The 18,224-nt window shown below is 50.6% G+C and carries 16 protein-coding genes; 10 read left to right on the top strand and 6 right to left on the bottom strand.

Translation table 11 applies throughout. The annotated features are described in order from the left end of the window. Window positions 1–4: 4 nt before the first annotated feature. Together AC04MQ_RS13365 and AC04MQ_RS13360 are read left to right on the top strand one after the other, a co-directional pair. Window positions 5–949, top strand: coding sequence for a DNA polymerase III subunit delta' C-terminal domain-containing protein (locus AC04MQ_RS13365; protein WP_475392307.1), 945 nt, complete (start codon window positions 5–7; stop codon window positions 947–949). A 41-nt stretch (window positions 950–990) separates the two neighbouring features. Beyond that, complete coding sequence (locus AC04MQ_RS13360; protein WP_015090154.1) at window positions 991–1,761, top strand: TatD family hydrolase; 771 nt, start codon at window positions 991–993, stop codon at window positions 1,759–1,761. Here the strand turns inward: AC04MQ_RS13360 and AC04MQ_RS13355 are convergent. Continuing rightward, window positions 1,724–2,656: a S1 family peptidase gene (locus tag AC04MQ_RS13355; protein ID WP_475392306.1), complete on the bottom strand. Its 933-nt coding sequence runs from the start codon at window positions 2,654–2,656 to the stop codon at window positions 1,724–1,726. The two genes, AC04MQ_RS13360 and AC04MQ_RS13355, sit on opposite strands and share 38 nt — an antisense overlap. A 244-nt stretch (window positions 2,657–2,900) precedes the next feature. On the opposite strand from AC04MQ_RS13355, the gene AC04MQ_RS13350 reads away from it, so the two are divergent. The 7 genes from AC04MQ_RS13350 (at window position 2,901) to tpiA (ending at window position 11,678) form a co-directional block, all read left to right on the top strand. After that, a complete protein-coding gene (locus AC04MQ_RS13350; protein WP_475392305.1) occupies window positions 2,901–4,364 on the top strand; it encodes a beta-sandwich domain-containing protein in 1,464 nt (487 codons plus the stop codon). A gap of 142 nt (window positions 4,365–4,506) precedes the next feature. Then, the gene (locus AC04MQ_RS13345) at window positions 4,507–6,069 is read left to right on the top strand and encodes a beta-sandwich domain-containing protein (protein ID WP_475392304.1); all 1,563 of its coding nucleotides are present in this window, start codon (window positions 4,507–4,509) and stop codon (window positions 6,067–6,069) included. A gap of 61 nt (window positions 6,070–6,130) precedes the next feature. Next, window positions 6,131–7,495: a beta-sandwich domain-containing protein gene (locus tag AC04MQ_RS13340; protein WP_475392303.1), complete on the top strand. Its 1,365-nt coding sequence runs from the start codon at window positions 6,131–6,133 to the stop codon at window positions 7,493–7,495. A 105-nt stretch (window positions 7,496–7,600) separates the two neighbouring features. Beyond that, window positions 7,601–8,575: a beta-sandwich domain-containing protein gene (locus AC04MQ_RS13335; protein ID WP_015090159.1), complete on the top strand. Its 975-nt coding sequence runs from the start codon at window positions 7,601–7,603 to the stop codon at window positions 8,573–8,575. Between the two features lie 146 nt (window positions 8,576–8,721). Beyond that, window positions 8,722–9,729 (top strand): type I glyceraldehyde-3-phosphate dehydrogenase, encoded by a 1,008-nt coding sequence (gap, locus tag AC04MQ_RS13330; RefSeq protein WP_015090160.1) that lies wholly within the window; start codon window positions 8,722–8,724, stop codon window positions 9,727–9,729. A 3-nt stretch (window positions 9,730–9,732) separates the two neighbouring features. Further along, window positions 9,733–10,941, top strand: a complete 1,209-nt coding sequence (locus AC04MQ_RS13325; RefSeq protein WP_475392302.1) for a phosphoglycerate kinase — start codon at window positions 9,733–9,735, stop codon at window positions 10,939–10,941. Between the two features lie 11 nt (window positions 10,942–10,952). After that, window positions 10,953–11,678, top strand: a complete 726-nt coding sequence (gene tpiA / locus AC04MQ_RS13320) for a triose-phosphate isomerase (protein WP_475392301.1) — start codon at window positions 10,953–10,955, stop codon at window positions 11,676–11,678. Between the two features lie 3 nt (window positions 11,679–11,681). Here the strand turns inward: tpiA and AC04MQ_RS13315 are convergent, their stop codons facing one another. From AC04MQ_RS13315 to asnS, 3 genes are all read right to left on the bottom strand, one after another. Further along, the gene (locus tag AC04MQ_RS13315; RefSeq protein ID WP_015090163.1) at window positions 11,682–12,116 is read right to left on the bottom strand and encodes a hypothetical protein; all 435 of its coding nucleotides are present in this window, start codon (window positions 12,114–12,116) and stop codon (window positions 11,682–11,684) included. Between the two features lie 13 nt (window positions 12,117–12,129). After that, window positions 12,130–13,272 carry a hypothetical protein gene (locus tag AC04MQ_RS13310; protein ID WP_148278718.1) on the bottom strand — a complete coding sequence of 381 codons (1,143 nt, stop codon included), beginning with the start codon at window positions 13,270–13,272 and terminating at the stop codon, window positions 12,130–12,132. A gap of 340 nt (window positions 13,273–13,612) precedes the next feature. Continuing rightward, on the bottom strand, window positions 13,613–15,004 hold the full coding sequence (gene asnS / locus AC04MQ_RS13305; protein ID WP_475392300.1) for an asparagine--tRNA ligase: 1,392 nt from the start codon (window positions 15,002–15,004) through the stop codon (window positions 13,613–13,615). Window positions 15,005–15,492: 488 nt separating this feature from the next. Here asnS and ilvA point away from each other — a divergent pair, with 488 nt between their 5' ends. Further along, entirely contained in the window at window positions 15,493–16,704 is a 1,212-nt protein-coding gene (gene ilvA, locus AC04MQ_RS13300) for a threonine ammonia-lyase (protein ID WP_015090166.1), read from the top strand. On the opposite strand, the gene AC04MQ_RS13295 is transcribed toward ilvA, so the two are convergent. Together AC04MQ_RS13295 and msrA are read right to left on the bottom strand one after the other, a co-directional pair. Beyond that, window positions 16,621–17,499 (bottom strand): substrate-binding periplasmic protein, encoded by an 879-nt coding sequence (locus tag AC04MQ_RS13295; RefSeq protein ID WP_475392299.1) that lies wholly within the window; start codon window positions 17,497–17,499, stop codon window positions 16,621–16,623. The genes ilvA and AC04MQ_RS13295 overlap by 84 nt on opposite strands. A gap of 89 nt (window positions 17,500–17,588) precedes the next feature. Further along, window positions 17,589–18,191 (bottom strand): peptide-methionine (S)-S-oxide reductase MsrA, encoded by a 603-nt coding sequence (msrA, locus tag AC04MQ_RS13290; RefSeq protein ID WP_080602335.1) that lies wholly within the window; start codon window positions 18,189–18,191, stop codon window positions 17,589–17,591. Window positions 18,192–18,224: the final 33 nt, after the last annotated feature.

Genomic DNA, 18,224 nt, shown 5'->3' with positions numbered 1-18,224 from the left:
AACTATGGCCCGCATGCTGGATTTCGTTTTAGGACATCAGGAAACAATCAAAAAGATGGTCGAGTCTTTCGAAAACGGAAAGCCCGGTCAGACCTTTTTGTTTGTCGGTCCGGGCGGCATCGGCAAGAAGCTGACAGCGATGGGTCTGGCACAGGCTCTGCTTTGTCCTTCCAGCCCGCGGGGCTGTGGTAAATGTCCCTCTTGCTTCCGAATTTCTCAAGGGTCTCATGAAGGCCTGAAGGTGATTGCACCCAATGGTGCAAACATCAAAATGGAACAGGCCAAAGAAGTTCTTGAATTTCTCAGTCTGCGCAGTCTGACCGGCAATCGTGTGATCGTTATTGATCAGGCGCAAACCCTGAATCCGCAGGCGGCCAATGCCTTGCTAAAAACTTTGGAAGAACCGCCAGAAGGCACGTTCTTCTTTTTGATTGCTCCAAGTGTGGCGGGGATTCTGCCCACCATTCGTTCGCGATCCCGCATTGTGCAGTTCCGTCCACTGACGCAGGAAGATCTGGGGAAGCGCGCGAAAGCGTCGGCCTGGGCTTTGAAGGCCGCGGGGGGCAGCTTTGAAAAACTGGCTCAGTTGCAGGAAGGTCCAGAACAGGAAGTGCGCGAAAAGGCGGTCGAGCTTCTGACTTTGTTTATTCAGGATGCCGACTTCCTTCTAAATGAACTGTGGAGAACCGAGTTCAAAGACCGCGCTCAAGGGCAGCGCATGATTTCTTATTGGATTGGCTTCTTAAAAGATGCCATTTGCCTGCAAGAGGGTGCCAAAACTCAGATTGTGAATCTGGATCAGGCCCCGCTGATCAAGGTCCTGGCAGAGCTTGAGCGTTCACGAATTCTGAATTTGATTCAGAAAGCGCTCCAGGTGGAGCTGGCCTTTGCCGCCAATCGTGATCCGCAGCTGATCATCGAAGAATTCTACGTAACTTCCAAGGCGTAAACCGCATTGTCACAATCCGGGGCGGCTGTTATACTTGCCCTATGGAATGGATCGATATTCACGCACATTTGAATATGCTCGAAGAGGGTGTTGAAGCCGCTATCAACAATGCGAAAGCCGTCGGCGTGAAGAAGATCATCACCATCGGCACTCAGCCGGAAGATCATCCGATCGTGCTGGACATCGCCCGTAAATATTATCCGGAAGTGTACTGCACGTTGGGTGTGCATCCTCATGACGGTGGCGTTTACACGGAAGCTGCCGGTAAATTTATCGAAGACCACGTCAGTGAACCTTGTGTGGTGGCTGTCGGTGAAATCGGTCTGGATTATTATTATGACAATTCCCCGCGTGAACTTCAGAAGGAAGCCTTCCGCGCGCAGCTTGAAATCGCCCGCAGAACAAAAATGCCGGTCGAGATTCACACCCGCGATGCGGAAGAAGACACGATCGAGATTTTAAAAGAATTCAAAGGCGAGCTGACGGGGCTGATCCATTGCTTCACGGGAACAGAATGGCTGGCCCGCCAGGCGTTGGACGTGGGATTCAATATCTCTATCAGTGGTGTGGTGACTTTCAAAAGTGCCGATTCTTTGCGTGAAACAGTGAAGATGCTGCCACTGGATCGTATCCATGTGGAAACCGATTCACCCTTTCTGGCGCCGATCCCGATGCGCGGGCGCAAGAACACTCCGGCTTACGTTGTTCACACGGCGAAGTTCGTGGCTGACCTGAAAGGGATCAGCCTTGAACAACTGTGTGAACAGACGCGTATCAATGCTCTGAAAATGTTCCCGAAAATTCAGTGGTAGTTTGCAGCAACTGGGCCCGCGTGGTTTTGATCCATGGCGCGAACGGGGCCACCTTTGTGGCCTGGGCAATGCCAGCACAGCTGACTTGTCCGTTTGGCAGGCGTTTGCCATAGACCGCGGAATTGACTCCGATCACTTTCAGCACACCATTTTCATGTGAAAACTGCGGTCCACCGGAATCCCCCTGACAGATGAATACCGGCACTTTTGAGTTCAGCCAGTAACGGTCGTTGTAGCGGTTGAATTGGGAATCGATCCGCATAACTCCACGATGCAGCTGCCCCAGATACGCAAAGAGGTCTTCGTTCGGTTTGCCGGTGTAATCCTTAGAGCGTCCAAAGCCATACACATAAACACTTCGGCCGGAATAATTTCCATTGGATTCGGTGTCGATACTGACCGTGGAATAACCTTCCGGAATGCCGCCATCGAAGGTCGCAATGGCGATGTCATGATCATAAAGTTTGGTGGAATTAAATTTTGGGTGGTGTTTATACGCCAGTCCCCGGCGGGTGGTTTCACGCACCAGCATCTTACGGCCGAAGATCTCATAGTTGTTCGTGAACACAATATTGAATCCAGTCATGCCTTTGATGCTGTCGTCGAAACAATGCCCGGCGGAAAGCACCGTCTGTGGTGCGATCAGGGTGCCGGTGCAAAATGCCAGAACCTGATTGTGTCTGTTGATCATTTCAATCAAGACCACGCTGCGGGCGGCTTGGGTGCCGCGTTCCCGAATCGGGTCTCCGTTAATAATACCTGTTTGGGACGTGTCGGAAGGCTCTTCCGCAGCGGGCCCGAATGAACGGGGGCTGCAGGCGGTCAGGGCAAGGGTCGCTGTCAGGGCTGCGACCAGGGTTTTTAAGGCCGGGGAGGGGCTTTTAAATGCATTCATGGGATGACTCCTTGATGTGATCATCAATTGCTATCGCACGCTTTGCGGGGTCACCCGTTTTCTTTCTGAAACCTGCAAAAACACAGTTACCGTGAGGACTTGGGAACGCGCCGAAAAAGGACCTGCTGTCTAATTCTGAGTCAGTAAAAAATGCCCAGCTCAAAATTAGAGCTTATTTAGGAACCATTGTGGAGGCACGAACTTTGGAATAATCGCACTGTCTATTAAAAACAGGAGCGTCTTTATGAAGAACACACAATGGGTGGCGGGTTTGCTTGCCGCCGTGACTTTGATTCAGGCCTCAGCCCACGCTGAGATTATTTCGGACCTGCCGGGCTTTGACGATGGTGGCTCTCAAGGCCAGACGTTCCGTCCGCCTCCTCCGCCGATGCCTGATCAGGGCGTGACCCGTCAATATACGGATGTGGCGAACCTGGATCAGATCAGCCGCAAATCCGGTGGTGAAGCCTATCGTTTTAATCTGGTTCAACCCACTGTTTTGAAATATCTGGAGCTGAAAGTTCAGTCCAGCCGCCTGAAGATCCATGAAGCCACGGTGATGACCGTCAGCGGTCAGCGCTATATGATTCGTGAATTCCATAACAGCAACGTGCTTGAATCCGGCACCGTGTTGACCTCTGAAAACCTGAATCTGAATGAAGACATCCGCACGATTGAGCTGCGTATGGAGTCCTATTCCAATGCGGCGACGATTTCCCTGAAAGCCGTGGGGGACAGAGCGGTTCCTCGCCTGTCTGTGCAAAGACCTGTGATTGTGGCGCCGCCGACAACACCTTCCCAGCCGAATCGTCCGACGCAGCCGTCGCAACCAAGCCGTCCGGTCGACACGCGTTTGAGTTCCGGTGATGTTGTGGTATCGGTTTCTTCTCAGGGTAAATACTATGATGGCCGTGTGGTTGAGGTTTATCAGAACGGCAAGGTTCTGGTTCGCGACAATGACGATGGCAAAACATACGTTCGCGATATTTCCACTGTAGGAAAACGTATTTCCTGTGCATCCAATGGCTTGTGCGAAGGTGAAAACGTCATGGCGTACCCTGTGGGGGCTCAGTCTAAAAACTACATGGGTAAAGTCATGGCCATATATTCCAATAATATGGTGAAAATGCGTGATGAAGATGACGGCAAGGAATACTTCCGCGATATCAAGGTCATCCACCGCAAATTGAACTGCCTCGAGTCTCTTTGTGTGAAAGACCGTGTTCTTTCCCGCTCGAATGACGGTTCCAAGTACTACGGCGGTAAAATTGAAGAGATCTATTCCAATGGTATGTTCGCTGTTCGTGATGACGATGATAGCAAGGTTTACCTCCGCGTAAGCCAGAACCTCTTTAAATCCGTACAGTGTCACAGTTCAGGTCTTTGTATTAAAGACCGTGTGATGTCCAAATCCACTGACAAGTACTACTTCGGCACAGTGACAGGGGTTTACTCCAATGGCCTTATTTATGTGCGCGATGACGACGACGGTAAATCCTATGCTCGTCAGCAGAACGTAGTGTTTAAAGAAGTCAAATGTGCCAACGGCTTCTGCCGTGGCGACCGTGTTCTGTCCACTCTGAGCAATGGCCGTTATTATGCAGGCCGTGTGGAAGGGGCCTATTCCGGCGGCATGATCTCGGTTCGTGATGACGATGACGGCAAGGTGTACGTGCGCCCTCATACGGTTTTGTCCCGCGCCAGATAGTCCAAGGTGCCCTTGGGCGCCCGCTGTCCAGGAATGAGACAGTTGACCAGCTTTAAAACAAATTTATCTGTGTTTGAGTCCCTCCGCAGGCGGCACGAACCTTGGATTACTGCCTGCGGAACCAAAACAGTATGGAGTCTTTATGAAACGTCGGTTGATTGCCACTGTGCTTGCGACACTTGCTATGATGCAAAATGCCCAGGCGGATATTATTTCAGACCTGCCAGGCTTTGATGATGCCGGCACAGGCACGGCGTTCCCGCCACCTCCACCAGAGGCAGGGTCTGATACTCAAACAGTGCAGCGCCAGTACACGGGCGAAGTTCAGGTGCGCGAGGTGTCCCGCAAAACGGACGGTGAGATCCGTAAGATCACTTTGGCTGAGGCTTTGACTTTGCAAAATATGGAAATCAAAGCCCGCAACGCCCGCGTGAAAATTCACGAAGTGACTTTGATTCTGGCCAATGGTCAGCGTTCCGACGTTCGTGAGCTTAGAAACGCGGCTGTTTTGGATATCGGTGGGACGGCGTCTTCCGGCAACTTGAATTTGAATCAGAAAGTGGCGGCGATTGAAATCCGCGCTGAATCCTATGGTGGTATCAGCGAATTGTCCGTGAAAGCGGTTTCTGATCTGGGTGTGCCGCGCATGACGGCGCAGGCTCCGGCAGTCGCTACACCGGTTACTCCAACAGCTCCTCCAGCTCCGGGCCGTGCTGAAGAATCCGCGACTGTTCGTGTGGCTGACAAGGTTCTGTTCAACAACGGCAATAACTATGTCGGCACGGTGAAAGAGATCTTCATGAACGGTAAAGCCCGTGTCAGCTTCCCGGGTTACAGCCAGGATTCAATTCTGGATGTGAAGGATCTGGCTCGTTCCGTGAACTGCCAGGGCACTCACTGTGTGGGCGACCGCGTTTTGTTTGATAACGGCAACCAGTATGTGGGCGTAATCAGTCTGGTCTTTAGCAATGGTGTCAGACAGGTCAAGTTCCCGGGTTACAGTGAGCCTTCTTATCTGAAAGGTCAAGACCTGCAAAAGGCTGTTCAATGTGTGGGTGCTGTGTGTGCGGGTGAAAGAATCATCTACAACAACGGCAGCAACTATTATGCAGGCACTATCCGTGAGGCCTTCGTGAATGGCACAGTTTCCATCAAGTTTGACGGTTACAGCGAGTTGAGCTTCATCGATCAGAAGAAGCTGATGAAAAATCAGGCTTGCGGTAAAAATATCTGTGTCGATGACCGTGTGATGTACAACAACGGCAGTGGCGTTTTTGGTGGCCAGGTGAAAGAAATCTACACAGATGGTTCCGCCAAGGTCCGCTTTGATGGATACAGCGAGGTCAGCTATATCCACACATCTCGTCTGGTGAAGGCGACGTCTTCTGTGCAAGGTTTCAGCAATGGCACACGTGTTCTTTTCTATAATGGTTCTGGTCACTTTATCGGAACAGTTCGTGAGACTTTTGCTGATGGCACAGCTTCTGTCCGCTTTGATGGTTACTCTGATCTTAGCTTCATCGATGTGAAACGTCTGGGGCTTCAGACTGATTGTAAGAAAAATATCTGCACAGGCAACCGCGTGATCCTGAATGGTCAGCATCCAGGAACTGTGCGTGCGGTCTATACCAATGGTTATGCGTTGGTGAAGTACGATGGATACAGTGAGATGAGCTATACAGACGTATCCAGGCTTTCAAGATAAGCCGAATGAAATTTAAAATTAGAAATTAAGAAAATAAACACTGGTAAATCTGGAGAATGTTATGAAAAAGAAACTGGTTCTTGGAATGTTGGCTGCGGCAGCAGTGATGCAGGCGACAAGCCCTGCGATGGCACAATACAATGACAACCGCCCGGGTCGTTACCCTGAAGCTCCGATGCCACCACCACCTCCGGGTCAGTATCTTCAGGAAGGCACTCTGGAAATCCAGGGTATCAGTCGAAAATCAGGCGGAGAGTACTATCGCATCAGTCTGCGCCGTGCGGTTTCTTTGGAGCGTGTGGAAGTGGCAGCTTTGGCAATGCGTTTGAAAATTCACGATGCCAGCGTGATCACTGAAGACGGCCAGCGTGTTTCCATCCGTGAATTCCGCAATACAGCGGTGTTTGGTGTGGGTTCCCGCGCGGTTTCTGAAAACCTGAACCTGCGTTCCCGTATTGTGGCTATCGATATCCTGGCTGAATCCTATGGTGGTTATGCGGATGTTCGCGTGACGGCACTGTCTACAGACGAGCGTCCTCAGCTGGTTCTGGGCAATCTGCAGCCGGAAAGACCTCAGCGCCCGGATCGTCCAAACCGTCCTGAGCGCCCTGATCGTCCAGGCAATGGTGGCGGCCACGGTGGTGGTAACAATGTCTGCGCTCGTCGTGCTGACGTGACTCAATTGCTGGCACAGCTTGATGCAGACATGGAAACTTACAGCCGCACGAAAAACTCTGCAAGCTACGGCAGTCCGGTTTACAACATGGCTGACCGTGAACTGCAAGCCACCGCGGCGAAGATGATCGAAGTTGCCAACAGCCGCGAAGGTAAAGAGACCGCTCTTGAAAAGCTGGAGATTTTGGGTGCTTTGTACTTCAAGAAGATGAATCAGTCTTCTTATGGTTCCACTCAGTACAATGCGTATTCTGCAGTGGGCACGGCAATGTTTAATGCGATGGAAAAAGGTCTTGAGGTGACAATGGCCTGTGACCTTCGTTCCACTCAAGAGCTGCTGGCGAAAGCTGACGAGATGTCCAGAAAGATGAATCAGCAGTCTTATGGATCTGTTGCTTACAACGCCTACATGGGTCTTTCAAAAAAGCTGTACTCTGAAGCGCCGGGTTTCTTTGAGAAAGAAGCTTATCAGAACAGAAGAACGTATGTTGATATGAATACGGATCTGGAAGCCTTCTTTGCGAAGGGTGTGTCGTATTCTTACGGTTCTGTGGCTTATAATTCTTACCAGGAGCTGGTGCAAAAAGCCTCTTTGGTTGCACAAGCCAGCTTGAGAGCCTCTTTGCCTGGTATGCGTCCTTTGGAGCGCATTGAACTGGTGAAGCAGTTCGATTCACGTAAGAACCGCTTCTCTTACGGCAGTGTTATTTACAACCACTACGAAGCTATGCGGGACATCAGCTCAAAATAAAGGTGTGTTAAGGGAATTTCGGTTCCCTTTTGACACTGGTTTTCTTGGCACAAAGTTTGGATATAGGGTCAACGGATTCACTAATCAGTCTTTTAAGGAGACTTTATGAAAAAGAACCTCGTTCTAGGATCAGTAATTGTCGCTTCCCTTGTACAATATACAAGCCCTGCGTTTGCGAACAAAGAAGTTATCGGCGGTATCATTGGTGGTATCATCGGTGGCGGTATCGGTACGCAAATTGGTAAAGGGAACGGCAACAAAGCAGCTATCATCATCGGAGCTGTGGCTGGAACATTGATTGGCTCTAAAGTCGGCAAGGACTTGGATGAAGCTGATCGTCAGGCTCTGGCAGAAGCGCAAAGACGTTCTTTGCAGGACAATATCGGCAGCCGCCGCGACTGGGATGGCCGTTCTTATGGTTCCCGCACCGGTGCTCGCGGAAGCTTCACTTCCACTCGTGAAGGTTACAACAACCGCACGGGCGAATACTGCCGTGAATACACTTCCATCATCTACATGCGTGACCGCACCGAAGAAACCCGTGGATATGCGTGCTCTCGCCGTGATGGTTCCTGGTATGAAGTAAAAGAGACTGAAGTTCGCTTCAACGGCCGTGGCAACGGTGGTGGCGGTGGTCGTCACAATAACGAACCAATCCGTCCTACTCCGGCTCCGACTCGCCCAACTCCTCCTCCAGCGCCGGGCGGTCAGTATGGTCATGGTTATGAAGGCACAGCTCAGATCAGCCAGATCACCCGCCGCACTGGTGGTGAGTGGTTCCGTGTGACCCTGCGCTATCCAATCGCTTTGGATCGCATCGAGATCCGTGGCTTGGCTGCGGGTGTTAAAATCCACGATACGACTGTGTATACTGAATCCAACCGTCGCATCCAGGTTCGTGAGCTGACCAACACGGGTACAGTTTACGCGGGTGATACAGCGATTTCCGAGAACCTGAACCTGCGTGAGCGTGTTCAAGTTATCGACATCCGTGCTGAGTCCATGGGTGGCGTTGCCGACGTACTTGTGAAGGCGATTTCCAGCGAAGACCGTCCTTCCCTGACAGTCAGCCGTTACTAAAAAACATCAGTGCCGCCAAAAGCGGTACAGATGCGGAAATTTTAAGTAATTTTCACTAAAAGCCAGTCTATGACTAACAGTGTCTAGACTGGCTTTTTAGTCTCCAAAAGTCGATATTGAGTGGGTTTAAAACAAGGAGCTCACTCATGTCTAAGTTGCGTGTTGGTATCAACGGTTTTGGTCGTATTGGTCGTGTTCTTTTCCGCGCGGGTTTTGAAAAATTCGATATCGTCGGAATCAATTCTCTGGACAGCATCGAAGGTGATGCTCACTTGCTGAAATACGACTCTGCCCACGGCGTGTTCAACGCTGATGTTTCCACCGAAGGTCACAACCTGATCGTAAACGGTAAAAAAATCGCAGTTTCCAAAACTCGCAATCCAGCCGAAGTTCCTTGGAAGGACCTGGGCGTGGACATCGTTCTTGAGTGCACAGGCGCATTCAAAAAACGCGAAGATTTCATGCAGCACATCTCTGCTGGTGCAAAACGCGTTCTGGTTTCCGGCCCTGCTGAAAAAGGCGCTGACATCACTATGGTGTACGGTATCAACCACGAATCCTACGATCCATCCAAGCACGTTGTTGTTTCCAACGCGTCCTGCACGACAAACTGTCTGGCGCCTTTGGCGAAGGTTCTGAACGACACATTCGGTATTGAACACGGTACCATGATGACAGTTCACTCTTACACGAATGACCAGAAGATCCTGGACGCTCCTCACAGCGATTTGCGCCGTGCCCGTGCAGCGGCTGTCAGCATGATCCCGACAACAACGGGTGCTGCGAAAAACGTGGGCCTGGTGCTGCCAGAGTTGAAAGGTCTGATCGACGGTATCTCCGTGCGTGTTCCGACTCCGAACGTTTCTTTGGTGGATTTTACATTCACTGCGAAAAAAGACGTGACCCGTGAATCCGTGAACGAAGCTTTGATCAAAGCTTCTGAAGGCGCGATGAAAGGTGTTCTGGCGGTAGAGCACAAAGAACTGGTCAGCGTTGACTTCAACGGCAACAAACACTCTTCCATCGTCGATCTGGCTACAACCATGGTTGTGGGCCCGCGCATGGTGAAAGTTCTTTCCTGGTACGACAATGAAACTGGCTTCTCCAACCGCATGGTTGACGTTGCTTTGCACATGCAGAAGAAAGGTCTTTAATTCATGGCTAACGGTCTTAAAGGCATCAAGACAGTTCGTGACTTCGAGTTGGCAGGGAAAGTTGTTTTCCTGCGCTTGGATTTGAACGTTCCAATGGAGAACGGCAAGATCACGGATGAAAACCGCATCACGGCTTCTTTGCCGACAATCAAGTATTGCATGGAACAAGGCGCGAAGCTGGTTATGGCTTCCCATCTGGGTCGTCCAAAAACCAAAGACGACACAGAGTTTTCTTTGGAGCCTGTGGCAAAACGCCTGCAGGATCTTTTGAATGCCGAAGTGATTCTGGTGGAAGAACCGGACTCTGACGCTCCAAAACACCTGTTGCCTTCCCTGAAACCGAATCAGTTGATCCTTCTTGAAAACGTGCGTTTTGAAGAAGGGGAGACGAAGGATTCCATCGAGTTCGCGCAAAAGATTGCCAACTACAGCGACATTTATATCAATGACGCTTTCGGGGCTTCTCACCGCGCTCACGCGACCATTCATGCTTTGCCGTCAGTGATGAAGGACAAAGGCATTGGCTTCCTGATTGAAAAAGAAATCACGATGCTGGATTCCTTGCTGCAAAATCCAAAACGCCCGTACATTGCGGTGATGGGTGGAGCAAAGGTTTCTGACAAGATCGCGGTTATCGAACGCTTGATGGACGTTGTTGACGGTTTCATCGTGGGTGGCGCGATGGCGTACACTTTCCTGAAAGCTCAAGGTCTGCCAGTTGGTAAATCTTTGGTTGAAAATGACAAATTGAAATACGCGAAAGAAATGATCGAGCGTATTGAAGCCCGCAACAAAACCATTTTGTTGCCGGTGGATCATGTGGCAACCAAAGGCATCACGGACACAGCGCACGCGCATGTGACCAATGATGTGGCGATCGCGGAAGACGAGCTGGGTGTGGATATTGGTCCTAAATCCATCAAGAATTTCTCTGCAGCTTTGCGTGAAGCCGGCACTATTTTCTGGAACGGCCCTATGGGCATCTTTGAAAATCCGGCCTTCGCTAAAGGCACTTTCGGCGTAGCTGCGGCTATTGCTGAAAGCGATGCAGTTAAAATCGTGGGTGGTGGTGATTCTGCAGCCGCGGCGGAAGCTTCCGGCTTTGCAGGTAAAATGACCCACATTTCCACCGGTGGTGGCGCGTCCCTGGAATATCTTCAGGGCGATAAGCTTCCAGGTTTGGAAATTCTTAGAACCCGCATCCGCGCATAAGGATGGACGTTATGAAAAAGATTTTTGCTGCTAACTGGAAGCTTTTTAAATCCCCTAAGGAAACTCGAGAGTTTTTTGGTCAGTTCAAAGAGCTGGTGGGGAAGGCAACCGGCGAAGTGGTCTTTTTCCCTTCGGCGATTTCTTTGGAAGCTGCCAGTGAATCTGTGAAAGGTTCTGCCATCAAGTTTGGTGCGCAGAACTGTTATTTCCAGGCACAAGGTGCTTTCACAGGGGAAAACTCTGCTCAGGTCGTTAAAGAACTGGGCGGCAGCTATGTGTTGATTGGTCACAGTGAACGCCGCGCGATCTTTGGTGAAGGCGACGCCTTGGTGGCAGACAAAGTCGCTTTCGTTCAAGGGCTGGAGCTGACGCCGATGTTGTGCATCGGTGAAACCCTGCAAGAGCGTGAATCCGCAAAAACCTTCCGAGTTCTGGAAACGCAACTGAATCTGGGGCTGGCGAAAGCCGACAAGTCCAAGCCAGTTGTTGTGGCCTATGAGCCGGTTTGGGCGATCGGGACGGGGAAAGTGGCAACACCGGAACAAGTGGCTGAAACGCACACTGATGTTTTCAATATTCTGAAAGCTCTGGGTTTTGAAACTGCGCCGATCCTTTATGGTGGCAGCGTGAAACCGGACAATGCCGCTGGGTTGATCAAACAACCTCACGTGAATGGTTTCCTGGTGGGTGGGGCTTCTTTGGAAGCAAAATCCTTCAGCGAGATTGCTTCCGTTTAGGGTTTAGCCGTTGCCGTAGCGCTTTTGGCGCGCGGCTGCTTTGACAGCGTCTTCGACCAGTTTGGCGTCAGACGGGGAAAGCTTCTTCAGTGATTCGAGGAAGCTTTTTTTATTTTTCTCATACAGTGGCAGGACGATTTCGCCTGCGAACTGAGTCGGATCTTTTTTCAGCATTTCCACAGTCACACGCAGAATCTCGGCATCCAGTTCCGGCGTGGATTTTTTGACAGCGGATTGCACCGCACCTTCCAGGGCTTCAAACACTTCATCCTGAGCTTTCATATCGGCTTCAGTCAGCTTGGTGTCTTCATCCGCTGTTTTGACGGTTTCAAGTTTCAAAGCCTGCAGTTTTGACACATCAGCAGACACCGCATCAGCCGCCAAAGCAGGGGCTGCGCAGAAGGAACAAACGATGGCAATAAGTGCTAATTTTCTCATTGTGCTCTCCTTCTTACGGTTTGATCATCACGCCGATCATTCTGTACGGTTTTCCCTGTTTCGCGTAACGACGCGCTTTCGGGGAACTTAAGAATGAATTGTTTGAATAGAAATCGCTGACAAAACCACCGTTGTCACCCCAGTCCGTTTTGATCTGAACGTCACCGGATTCCTTCGTACCATTATGATAGACGATCACAGCGCCTTTTGGAACATCCGCAGGACTTTTGATCATGTCGCGGTACTTCGGATTGTCCATCAGATTGATCATGCCCTGGGCTTTCAGATCACGAACCGCATCGCGGGCATGTCCCCCTGGAGGATAGCGATCAATCATGTCACCACCCATCAGGGCGCGTTTGACATAGCGGTAACAGTAGCTTGTCGAGCGGGAGCGTTTGTTTCTCAAGCCATAGCGGATAGTGTCTTTGACTTCTTTGCCTTCAGAATAGCCCATGATCATCGGATCATTGGACCACTTCCCGGCAGCCGCATTCTTGGGAATTGATGCACTTGAAGAGCGGCTGACTTCTTTACTGACGTTCTCCAGGTTCTGCAGATTGCGCTGAACAGTTTCGCTGGGCTTGGTTGTCGAGCAGTCTTTACAAGTCGTGATAAAGCCACCCTCGGTTTGACGAGGATCCTTGTTCTTCGCCAGATTTGGATCGACGTCCGGCATTTGATTGGCTTTGACGCTTTCTTTGGTCGGAAGTGTGGGGCGGGCCTCGGTTCCTTCCACAGGCAGGCCTTCACCGTCACGGATCGCTCGGGAAGTCAGTGCCACTTCAGGATCCTGTACCTCAGAACCGTCTTTGTCTTTAAAGGCCAGCCAAGGATCTTTCTGAGAGAAATAAACCCAGACTTCATCACCGGCTTTGGCTTTGGTTTTACCTTCGCCCACTTTCGTGATGCGGACTTTCACACCGTAGGAACCGGTGCGTTTCAATTTGCGGGTTTCAAGGACAGTTCCTTCAGAGTCTTTGGGAACCACAGACACCACGTTTTTGGCTTTGCCGCGGAAATCAACCGATGAACGAGCATTCAGGTCTCCAGAGAAGACCACGTCCTGCAGTTCTTGGGGAATGTCAGCCAGCGCTGTGCTTCCCACAAGAACAAGAGCCATTGTGATGCGAATTGCTCGACTCAATAAATTCAAATTGATACTCCTTAGTGGCTCTTCGGTCTTCTGTCCAAAAGGTGAAGCCTGAACCCGGGAAACAAGTCGAAGGTCTGGTCTAAATCACAGATTGTTAATGAAAGTACGTTCTGGGGATGAATTCATGGTGTCTTACTCTGAGATACCTTTCTGATGGTGTATGAAGATATTCAGAGCAAAGCTTCAATATTTGTACCGCGTATAAAGTGGGTGTGATGAAGCTGACAGGGGATCCACTGTCAGGGTGGATGAAATCGTACAGAAGATTTTCAGGGGTGGTTTCCCGATACGAAACGCGAATAAAAAAAAGGGGGATCAAGTGATCCCCTTTTTGAAGGTGCTAGAACAAAGCGTTCTTCGGTGTGCGCGGGAATGGAATCACGTCGCGGATATTTCCCATTCCAGTCACGTACATCAACATACGTTCGAAGCCCAGGCCGTATCCCGCGTGCGGGAACGTGCCGTAGCGGCGCAGATCCGTATAGAAGGAATATTCTTCCGGATGCAAGCCGACTTGTTTCATGCGGGATTCCAGCTTTTCGATATTGTCTTCACGCTGGGATCCGCCGATGATTTCGCCGATGCCCGGTGCCAGCAAGTCCATTGCACGAACAGTTTTGCCGTCTTCGTTCATCTTCATATAGAAAGCTTTGATGTCTTTTGGATAGTCGGTCACAAACACCGGCTTTTTGAAGTGCTCTTCCGCCAGGTAACGTTCGTGTTCAGACTGCATGTCGATGCCCCACTGAACCGGGTACTCGAATTTCTTGCCGCATTTTAGCAGAATGTCGATGGATTCAGTGTAAGTCACACGTCCGAAGTCGTTATTCAGAACGTTGTTCAGTTTGTCGAACAGACCTTTTTCGACGAACTGGTTGAAGAATTCCATTTCTTCCGGACATTGTTCCATCACGTAGCGGATGATGTATTTGATCATGTCTTCAGCCAGTTCCATGTTCGCCGTCAGATCGGCAAAAGCGATCTCGGGCTCGATCATCCAGAACTCTGCCGCGTGGCGGGAGGTGTTGGAGTTTTCCGCACGGAAAGTCGGTCCGAACGTGTAGATGTTACGGAAAGCCGCACAGAAGGTTTCGCCGTTCAGCTGACCTGATACAGTCAGGTTGGTTTCTTTGCCGAAGAAGTCCTGGCTGGCATCAATGCTGCCGTCTTCTTTGCGCGGTGGTTTGTCCAGTTTCAGTGTTGTTACGCGGAACATTTCACCCGCACCCTCAGCGTCAGATCCCGTGATGATCGGAGTGTTCACATAGACAAAGTTTTGTTCGTTGAAGAACTTGTGGATCGCATAAGCCAATACAGAGCGCACGCGGAAGACCGCGCTGAATGTGTTGGTGCGTGGGCGAAGATGCGCGATCTCACGCAGGAATTCCATGCTGTGACGTTTGTTTTGCAGCGGGTATTCAAGATCCGCTTTTTGCACGATCTCGATTTTGGAAGCCATCACTTCAAAGCTTTGGCCTGCACCCTGGGATTTTACAACTTTGCCTATGACCAGTACGGAACTGGAAATGGAAAGAGCGGCAACGTCAGCAAAGTTTGAAAGATTATTATCAAAAACCACCTGCACACCTTTGAAGAAGGTGCCGTCATTCAGTTCGATGAAGCCGAAATTCTTTTGGTCGCGGATTTTGCGAACCCATCCGGAAAGATAGATTTCTTTGTCCAGATGCTTTTCTGTTTCTCTGAATAGCGATTTTACGAGCGTGGTTTTCATAGGGACCCTTTCAACAGTCCGATTAAAATATCGTTCTTTCGCATGCTTGTCCAAGATTGATGCGACTACGTGATGTCCGCTCGGGATGCCTGGAACAGGCCTCAAATTGCGCATAACGCGAAAAGTCATTAGTCATTTTGTGACGTCATTTCAATAGCTTAAATTGAGACCGCCCCTTGCTGGGGTCTGTGGACGGGCCTAAGATGAATGGAACTTCCAAAGGAGCACGTATGTCGGACTCTACACACTTTCGTCGCTGCCACCGCTGTGACACTGTCAACTCGGCTGACGGGGAACTGGTGACGACCTGTGAATGCTGTGGAAAGCACCTTGCACCCTTCTATTTTTTCGACGAGAGTAGGGCCATGGGCATGACCGATTCGAACTTTTACTCCAGCCTTGGAGTGCGGGTTTCGTCCGGACTTTTGCCTCATAAAGAGTATCCTCCGGTGTGGGGATTAACTGTGTATTGGGAGCCCTGATCCAAAATGAAAGTCAGCTTTGCAGACATCCAAAAAGCCCGTGAACTTCTGAAAGACATCATCTGTCCAACCGAGATGAGTCATTCCATCAGCGCCAGCAACCTGCTTAAAAGCGAAGTGTACCTGAAGTTCGAAAACACTCAGCGCACCGGCAGTTTTAAATTCCGCGGGGCCTATAACAAAATTTCCAACCTGACAGCCGACGAAAAAGCCCGCGGTGTGGTGGCAAGCTCTGCCGGGAATCATGCTCAAGGGGTGGCGCTTTCAGCAAAACTGGCCGGGGTGAAATCCACCATCGTGATGCCGGAAACAGCCTCTATCAGCAAAGCTTCCGCGACCCGTGATTACGGCGCGAACGTGGTGCTGAAAGGCGAGATTTACGATGAGGCTTTCGAACACGCTCAGAAACTTGAAAAAGAACACGGCTACACCTTCGTGCATCCTTATCAGGATCCACACGTCATTGCAGGTCAGGGGACCATCGGCATCGAGATCCTGGAAAAGGTTCCGGATTTGGACACGGTGATTGTGCCCATCGGTGGTGGTGGTCTGATCAGTGGTGTCGCGTTGGCGGTGAAAGCCATCAATCCAAAGATCCGCGTGATCGGGGTGCAAAGTGACCGTTCTCCGGGGATGGCGCATCTTTATAACAAGCAGCCTTTGTCCCAGATCAAACGTGCCGCTACTATTGCTGACGGCATTGCGATCAAAAATCCGTCTCAGGTGATGCTGGACAGTTTCATTTCCAAGTATGTCGATCAAGTGGTGACCGTCAGTGATGACGAGATCGCTGAAGCCGTGGTGTTCCTGATGGAAAGAGCCAAAACCGTGGCCGAAGGTTCTGGTGCCGCGGCGATGGCCGCGGCCATGTCCCGCGGACTGGATCTGGGTAAAAAGACGTGTGTGATCATCAGTGGTGGTAATATTGATCTGAATATCGTTTCAAAAATCATCGACCGTGGTCAGATTCTGCGCGGACGTCTGTGTGAGCTGTCGGTGATCGTGGATGACCTGCCGGGGAATTTGAGTCGTTTGACTCAGGCGATTGCTTCGCAAAAAGCCAATATCCTGGAAGTGCGTCACGACCGAGTGTCGAAGGGGCTTTCACTGCGTGAAACCCGCATCGACTTCGTTCTAGAGACTACGAGCATTGAACATGTTGAACGGATTAAGCGGGCTCTTGAGGAAACTGGAGCCAAGGTTGTCCAAAGCACCTAAAGAAATGCCGGAGGACTGTTCCCAGTCTTTCAGGTTGTACTTCTGAAGAATCCGCTGCAGCTCTCCGCTGCGGCGAAGTTCCTCCACCCCACGAGTCAGAATTTCTGCGTATTCCTGAGACTTCGGATTGTTCGGCGAAAAAGAGATGTAAAGCGCCGGATCGTGATTTTCAACCCAGCCACCCACTTTCATATTTTCCATCGTGATCTTTGCTGACACGGACGTGTACTGCAGCACCACCGGATTTTCGATAAACCCATCCAGGCGTCCGGCCTGCATCATGCGAATAACCTGCTCCAGCGGGCGGTCCCCGGAAAACGGAATGAACGAACGATGGCGGGAACGGATCAGATTGTCGACGCTGTCACCATAGGTGTAGCCATTGATCACGCCGATCTTCATGCCCTGCAAAGACGGGCGGCCCTTGTAAGTCCATGTTGAATTTTTAGGAACGAAGTAGGCATTTTTCATGATGCCCAGGGATTTCTTGGGATAGATAAAGTCCGGCGCATCCACCACACTGCAACCCATCAGGCCCTGCACGCGGTTGCTGCGGGTGTCTTTGATGGCGCGCACCCAGTTGGAAAGTTTCACCTGCACTTTGTGGCCGTGTTTTTCAAAGACCGTGCGGGCGATTTCGACCATATAACCGGGAGTTTCAGAATCAGGATTGCATACGTAAGGGCACCAGAAGTCAGAACGGAAGGAAATCACGTCAGCACGGGCGTGCGCGGACGCGAAGACAGTTACTGACAGAATCAATGCGACAAGTGCTTGTTGAATTCTCAGGTTCATAAGGCCCCTCTCCTTACTTACTCTTATGCAATACTGTGCGGCTTCACAAGTTGCACGGAGAAAAGAAGGACCTTTCTGATATGTAACCTTTACTGTTTGAATTCGATTTTACGTTCGAAGTGGCAGGTGTATCCGCCAGGATTCTTTTGTAAATAATCCTGATGATATTCTTCGGCAGACCAAAAATCGGCAGCTTTGACGATTTGGGTGACCACGGGGCTTTTCCAAGCTCCTGATTTGTCCACGCGAGCTCTTACAATTTCTGCCTCATCTTTTTGTTTGTCAGAGGTATAGAAAATGGCACTGCGGTACTGGGTCCCGATGTCATTGCCTTGACGGTTGGTCGTCGTCGGATCGTGAATCTTATAGAAATAAAGCAGCAGATCCTGATAGGTGATCTTTTCAGGATTGAAGGTGATCTTCACAGTTTCGGCGTGATTGGTGGTGCCGGTTTTTACAAGATTGTAGTTGGCGTTTTTGGTGTCGCCGCCCATGTAACCGACTTCAGTTTGAGTGACACCGGGAAGTTTGCGCAGCAAATCTTCCATGCCCCAAAAACAGCCGCCGGCCAGATAAGCCACTTCAGACGTGCTCACGGTGGTTCCTTTCTTGGCAGACTTGGTCGCTTTGGCCTCAGAGTTGAGGCCCACTAATAATCCCAATGCTGCGAAAAACATAAAAAGGTGTTTCATGCCTGATATGTTAACACCGACAAAGGACTCTCG

The organism is Bdellovibrio sp. MYbb2 (assembly GCF_056175685.1).
The sequence above is the reverse complement of the archived record's forward strand: the minus strand, read 5'-3'. Positions and strand labels throughout refer to the sequence as shown.

What these genes read in the sequence shown, in the direction of transcription:
- ilvA (WP_015090166.1), top strand. Translation starts at nt 15,493, where the DNA reads ATGAAAGTCAGCTTTGCAGACATCCAAAAAGCCCGTGAACTTCTGAAA.
- AC04MQ_RS13355 (WP_475392306.1), bottom strand. Translation starts at nt 2,656, where the DNA reads ATGAATGCATTTAAAAGCCCCTCCCCGGCCTTAAAAACCCTGGTCGCA.
- AC04MQ_RS13335 (WP_015090159.1), top strand. Translation starts at nt 7,601, where the DNA reads ATGAAAAAGAACCTCGTTCTAGGATCAGTAATTGTCGCTTCCCTTGTA.
- AC04MQ_RS13315 (WP_015090163.1), bottom strand. Translation starts at nt 12,116, where the DNA reads ATGAGAAAATTAGCACTTATTGCCATCGTTTGTTCCTTCTGCGCAGCC.
- asnS (WP_475392300.1), bottom strand. Translation starts at nt 15,004, where the DNA reads ATGAAAACCACGCTCGTAAAATCGCTATTCAGAGAAACAGAAAAGCAT.
- tpiA (WP_475392301.1), top strand. Translation starts at nt 10,953, where the DNA reads ATGAAAAAGATTTTTGCTGCTAACTGGAAGCTTTTTAAATCCCCTAAG.
- AC04MQ_RS13325 (WP_475392302.1), top strand. Translation starts at nt 9,733, where the DNA reads ATGGCTAACGGTCTTAAAGGCATCAAGACAGTTCGTGACTTCGAGTTG.
- AC04MQ_RS13360 (WP_015090154.1), top strand. Translation starts at nt 991, where the DNA reads ATGGAATGGATCGATATTCACGCACATTTGAATATGCTCGAAGAGGGT.
- msrA (WP_080602335.1), bottom strand. Translation starts at nt 18,191, where the DNA reads ATGAAACACCTTTTTATGTTTTTCGCAGCATTGGGATTATTAGTGGGC.
- AC04MQ_RS13345 (WP_475392304.1), top strand. Translation starts at nt 4,507, where the DNA reads ATGAAACGTCGGTTGATTGCCACTGTGCTTGCGACACTTGCTATGATG.
- AC04MQ_RS13350 (WP_475392305.1), top strand. Translation starts at nt 2,901, where the DNA reads ATGAAGAACACACAATGGGTGGCGGGTTTGCTTGCCGCCGTGACTTTG.
- AC04MQ_RS13365 (WP_475392307.1), top strand. Translation starts at nt 5, where the DNA reads ATGGCCCGCATGCTGGATTTCGTTTTAGGACATCAGGAAACAATCAAA.
- AC04MQ_RS13340 (WP_475392303.1), top strand. Translation starts at nt 6,131, where the DNA reads ATGAAAAAGAAACTGGTTCTTGGAATGTTGGCTGCGGCAGCAGTGATG.
- gap (WP_015090160.1), top strand. Translation starts at nt 8,722, where the DNA reads ATGTCTAAGTTGCGTGTTGGTATCAACGGTTTTGGTCGTATTGGTCGT.
- AC04MQ_RS13295 (WP_475392299.1), bottom strand. Translation starts at nt 17,499, where the DNA reads ATGAACCTGAGAATTCAACAAGCACTTGTCGCATTGATTCTGTCAGTA.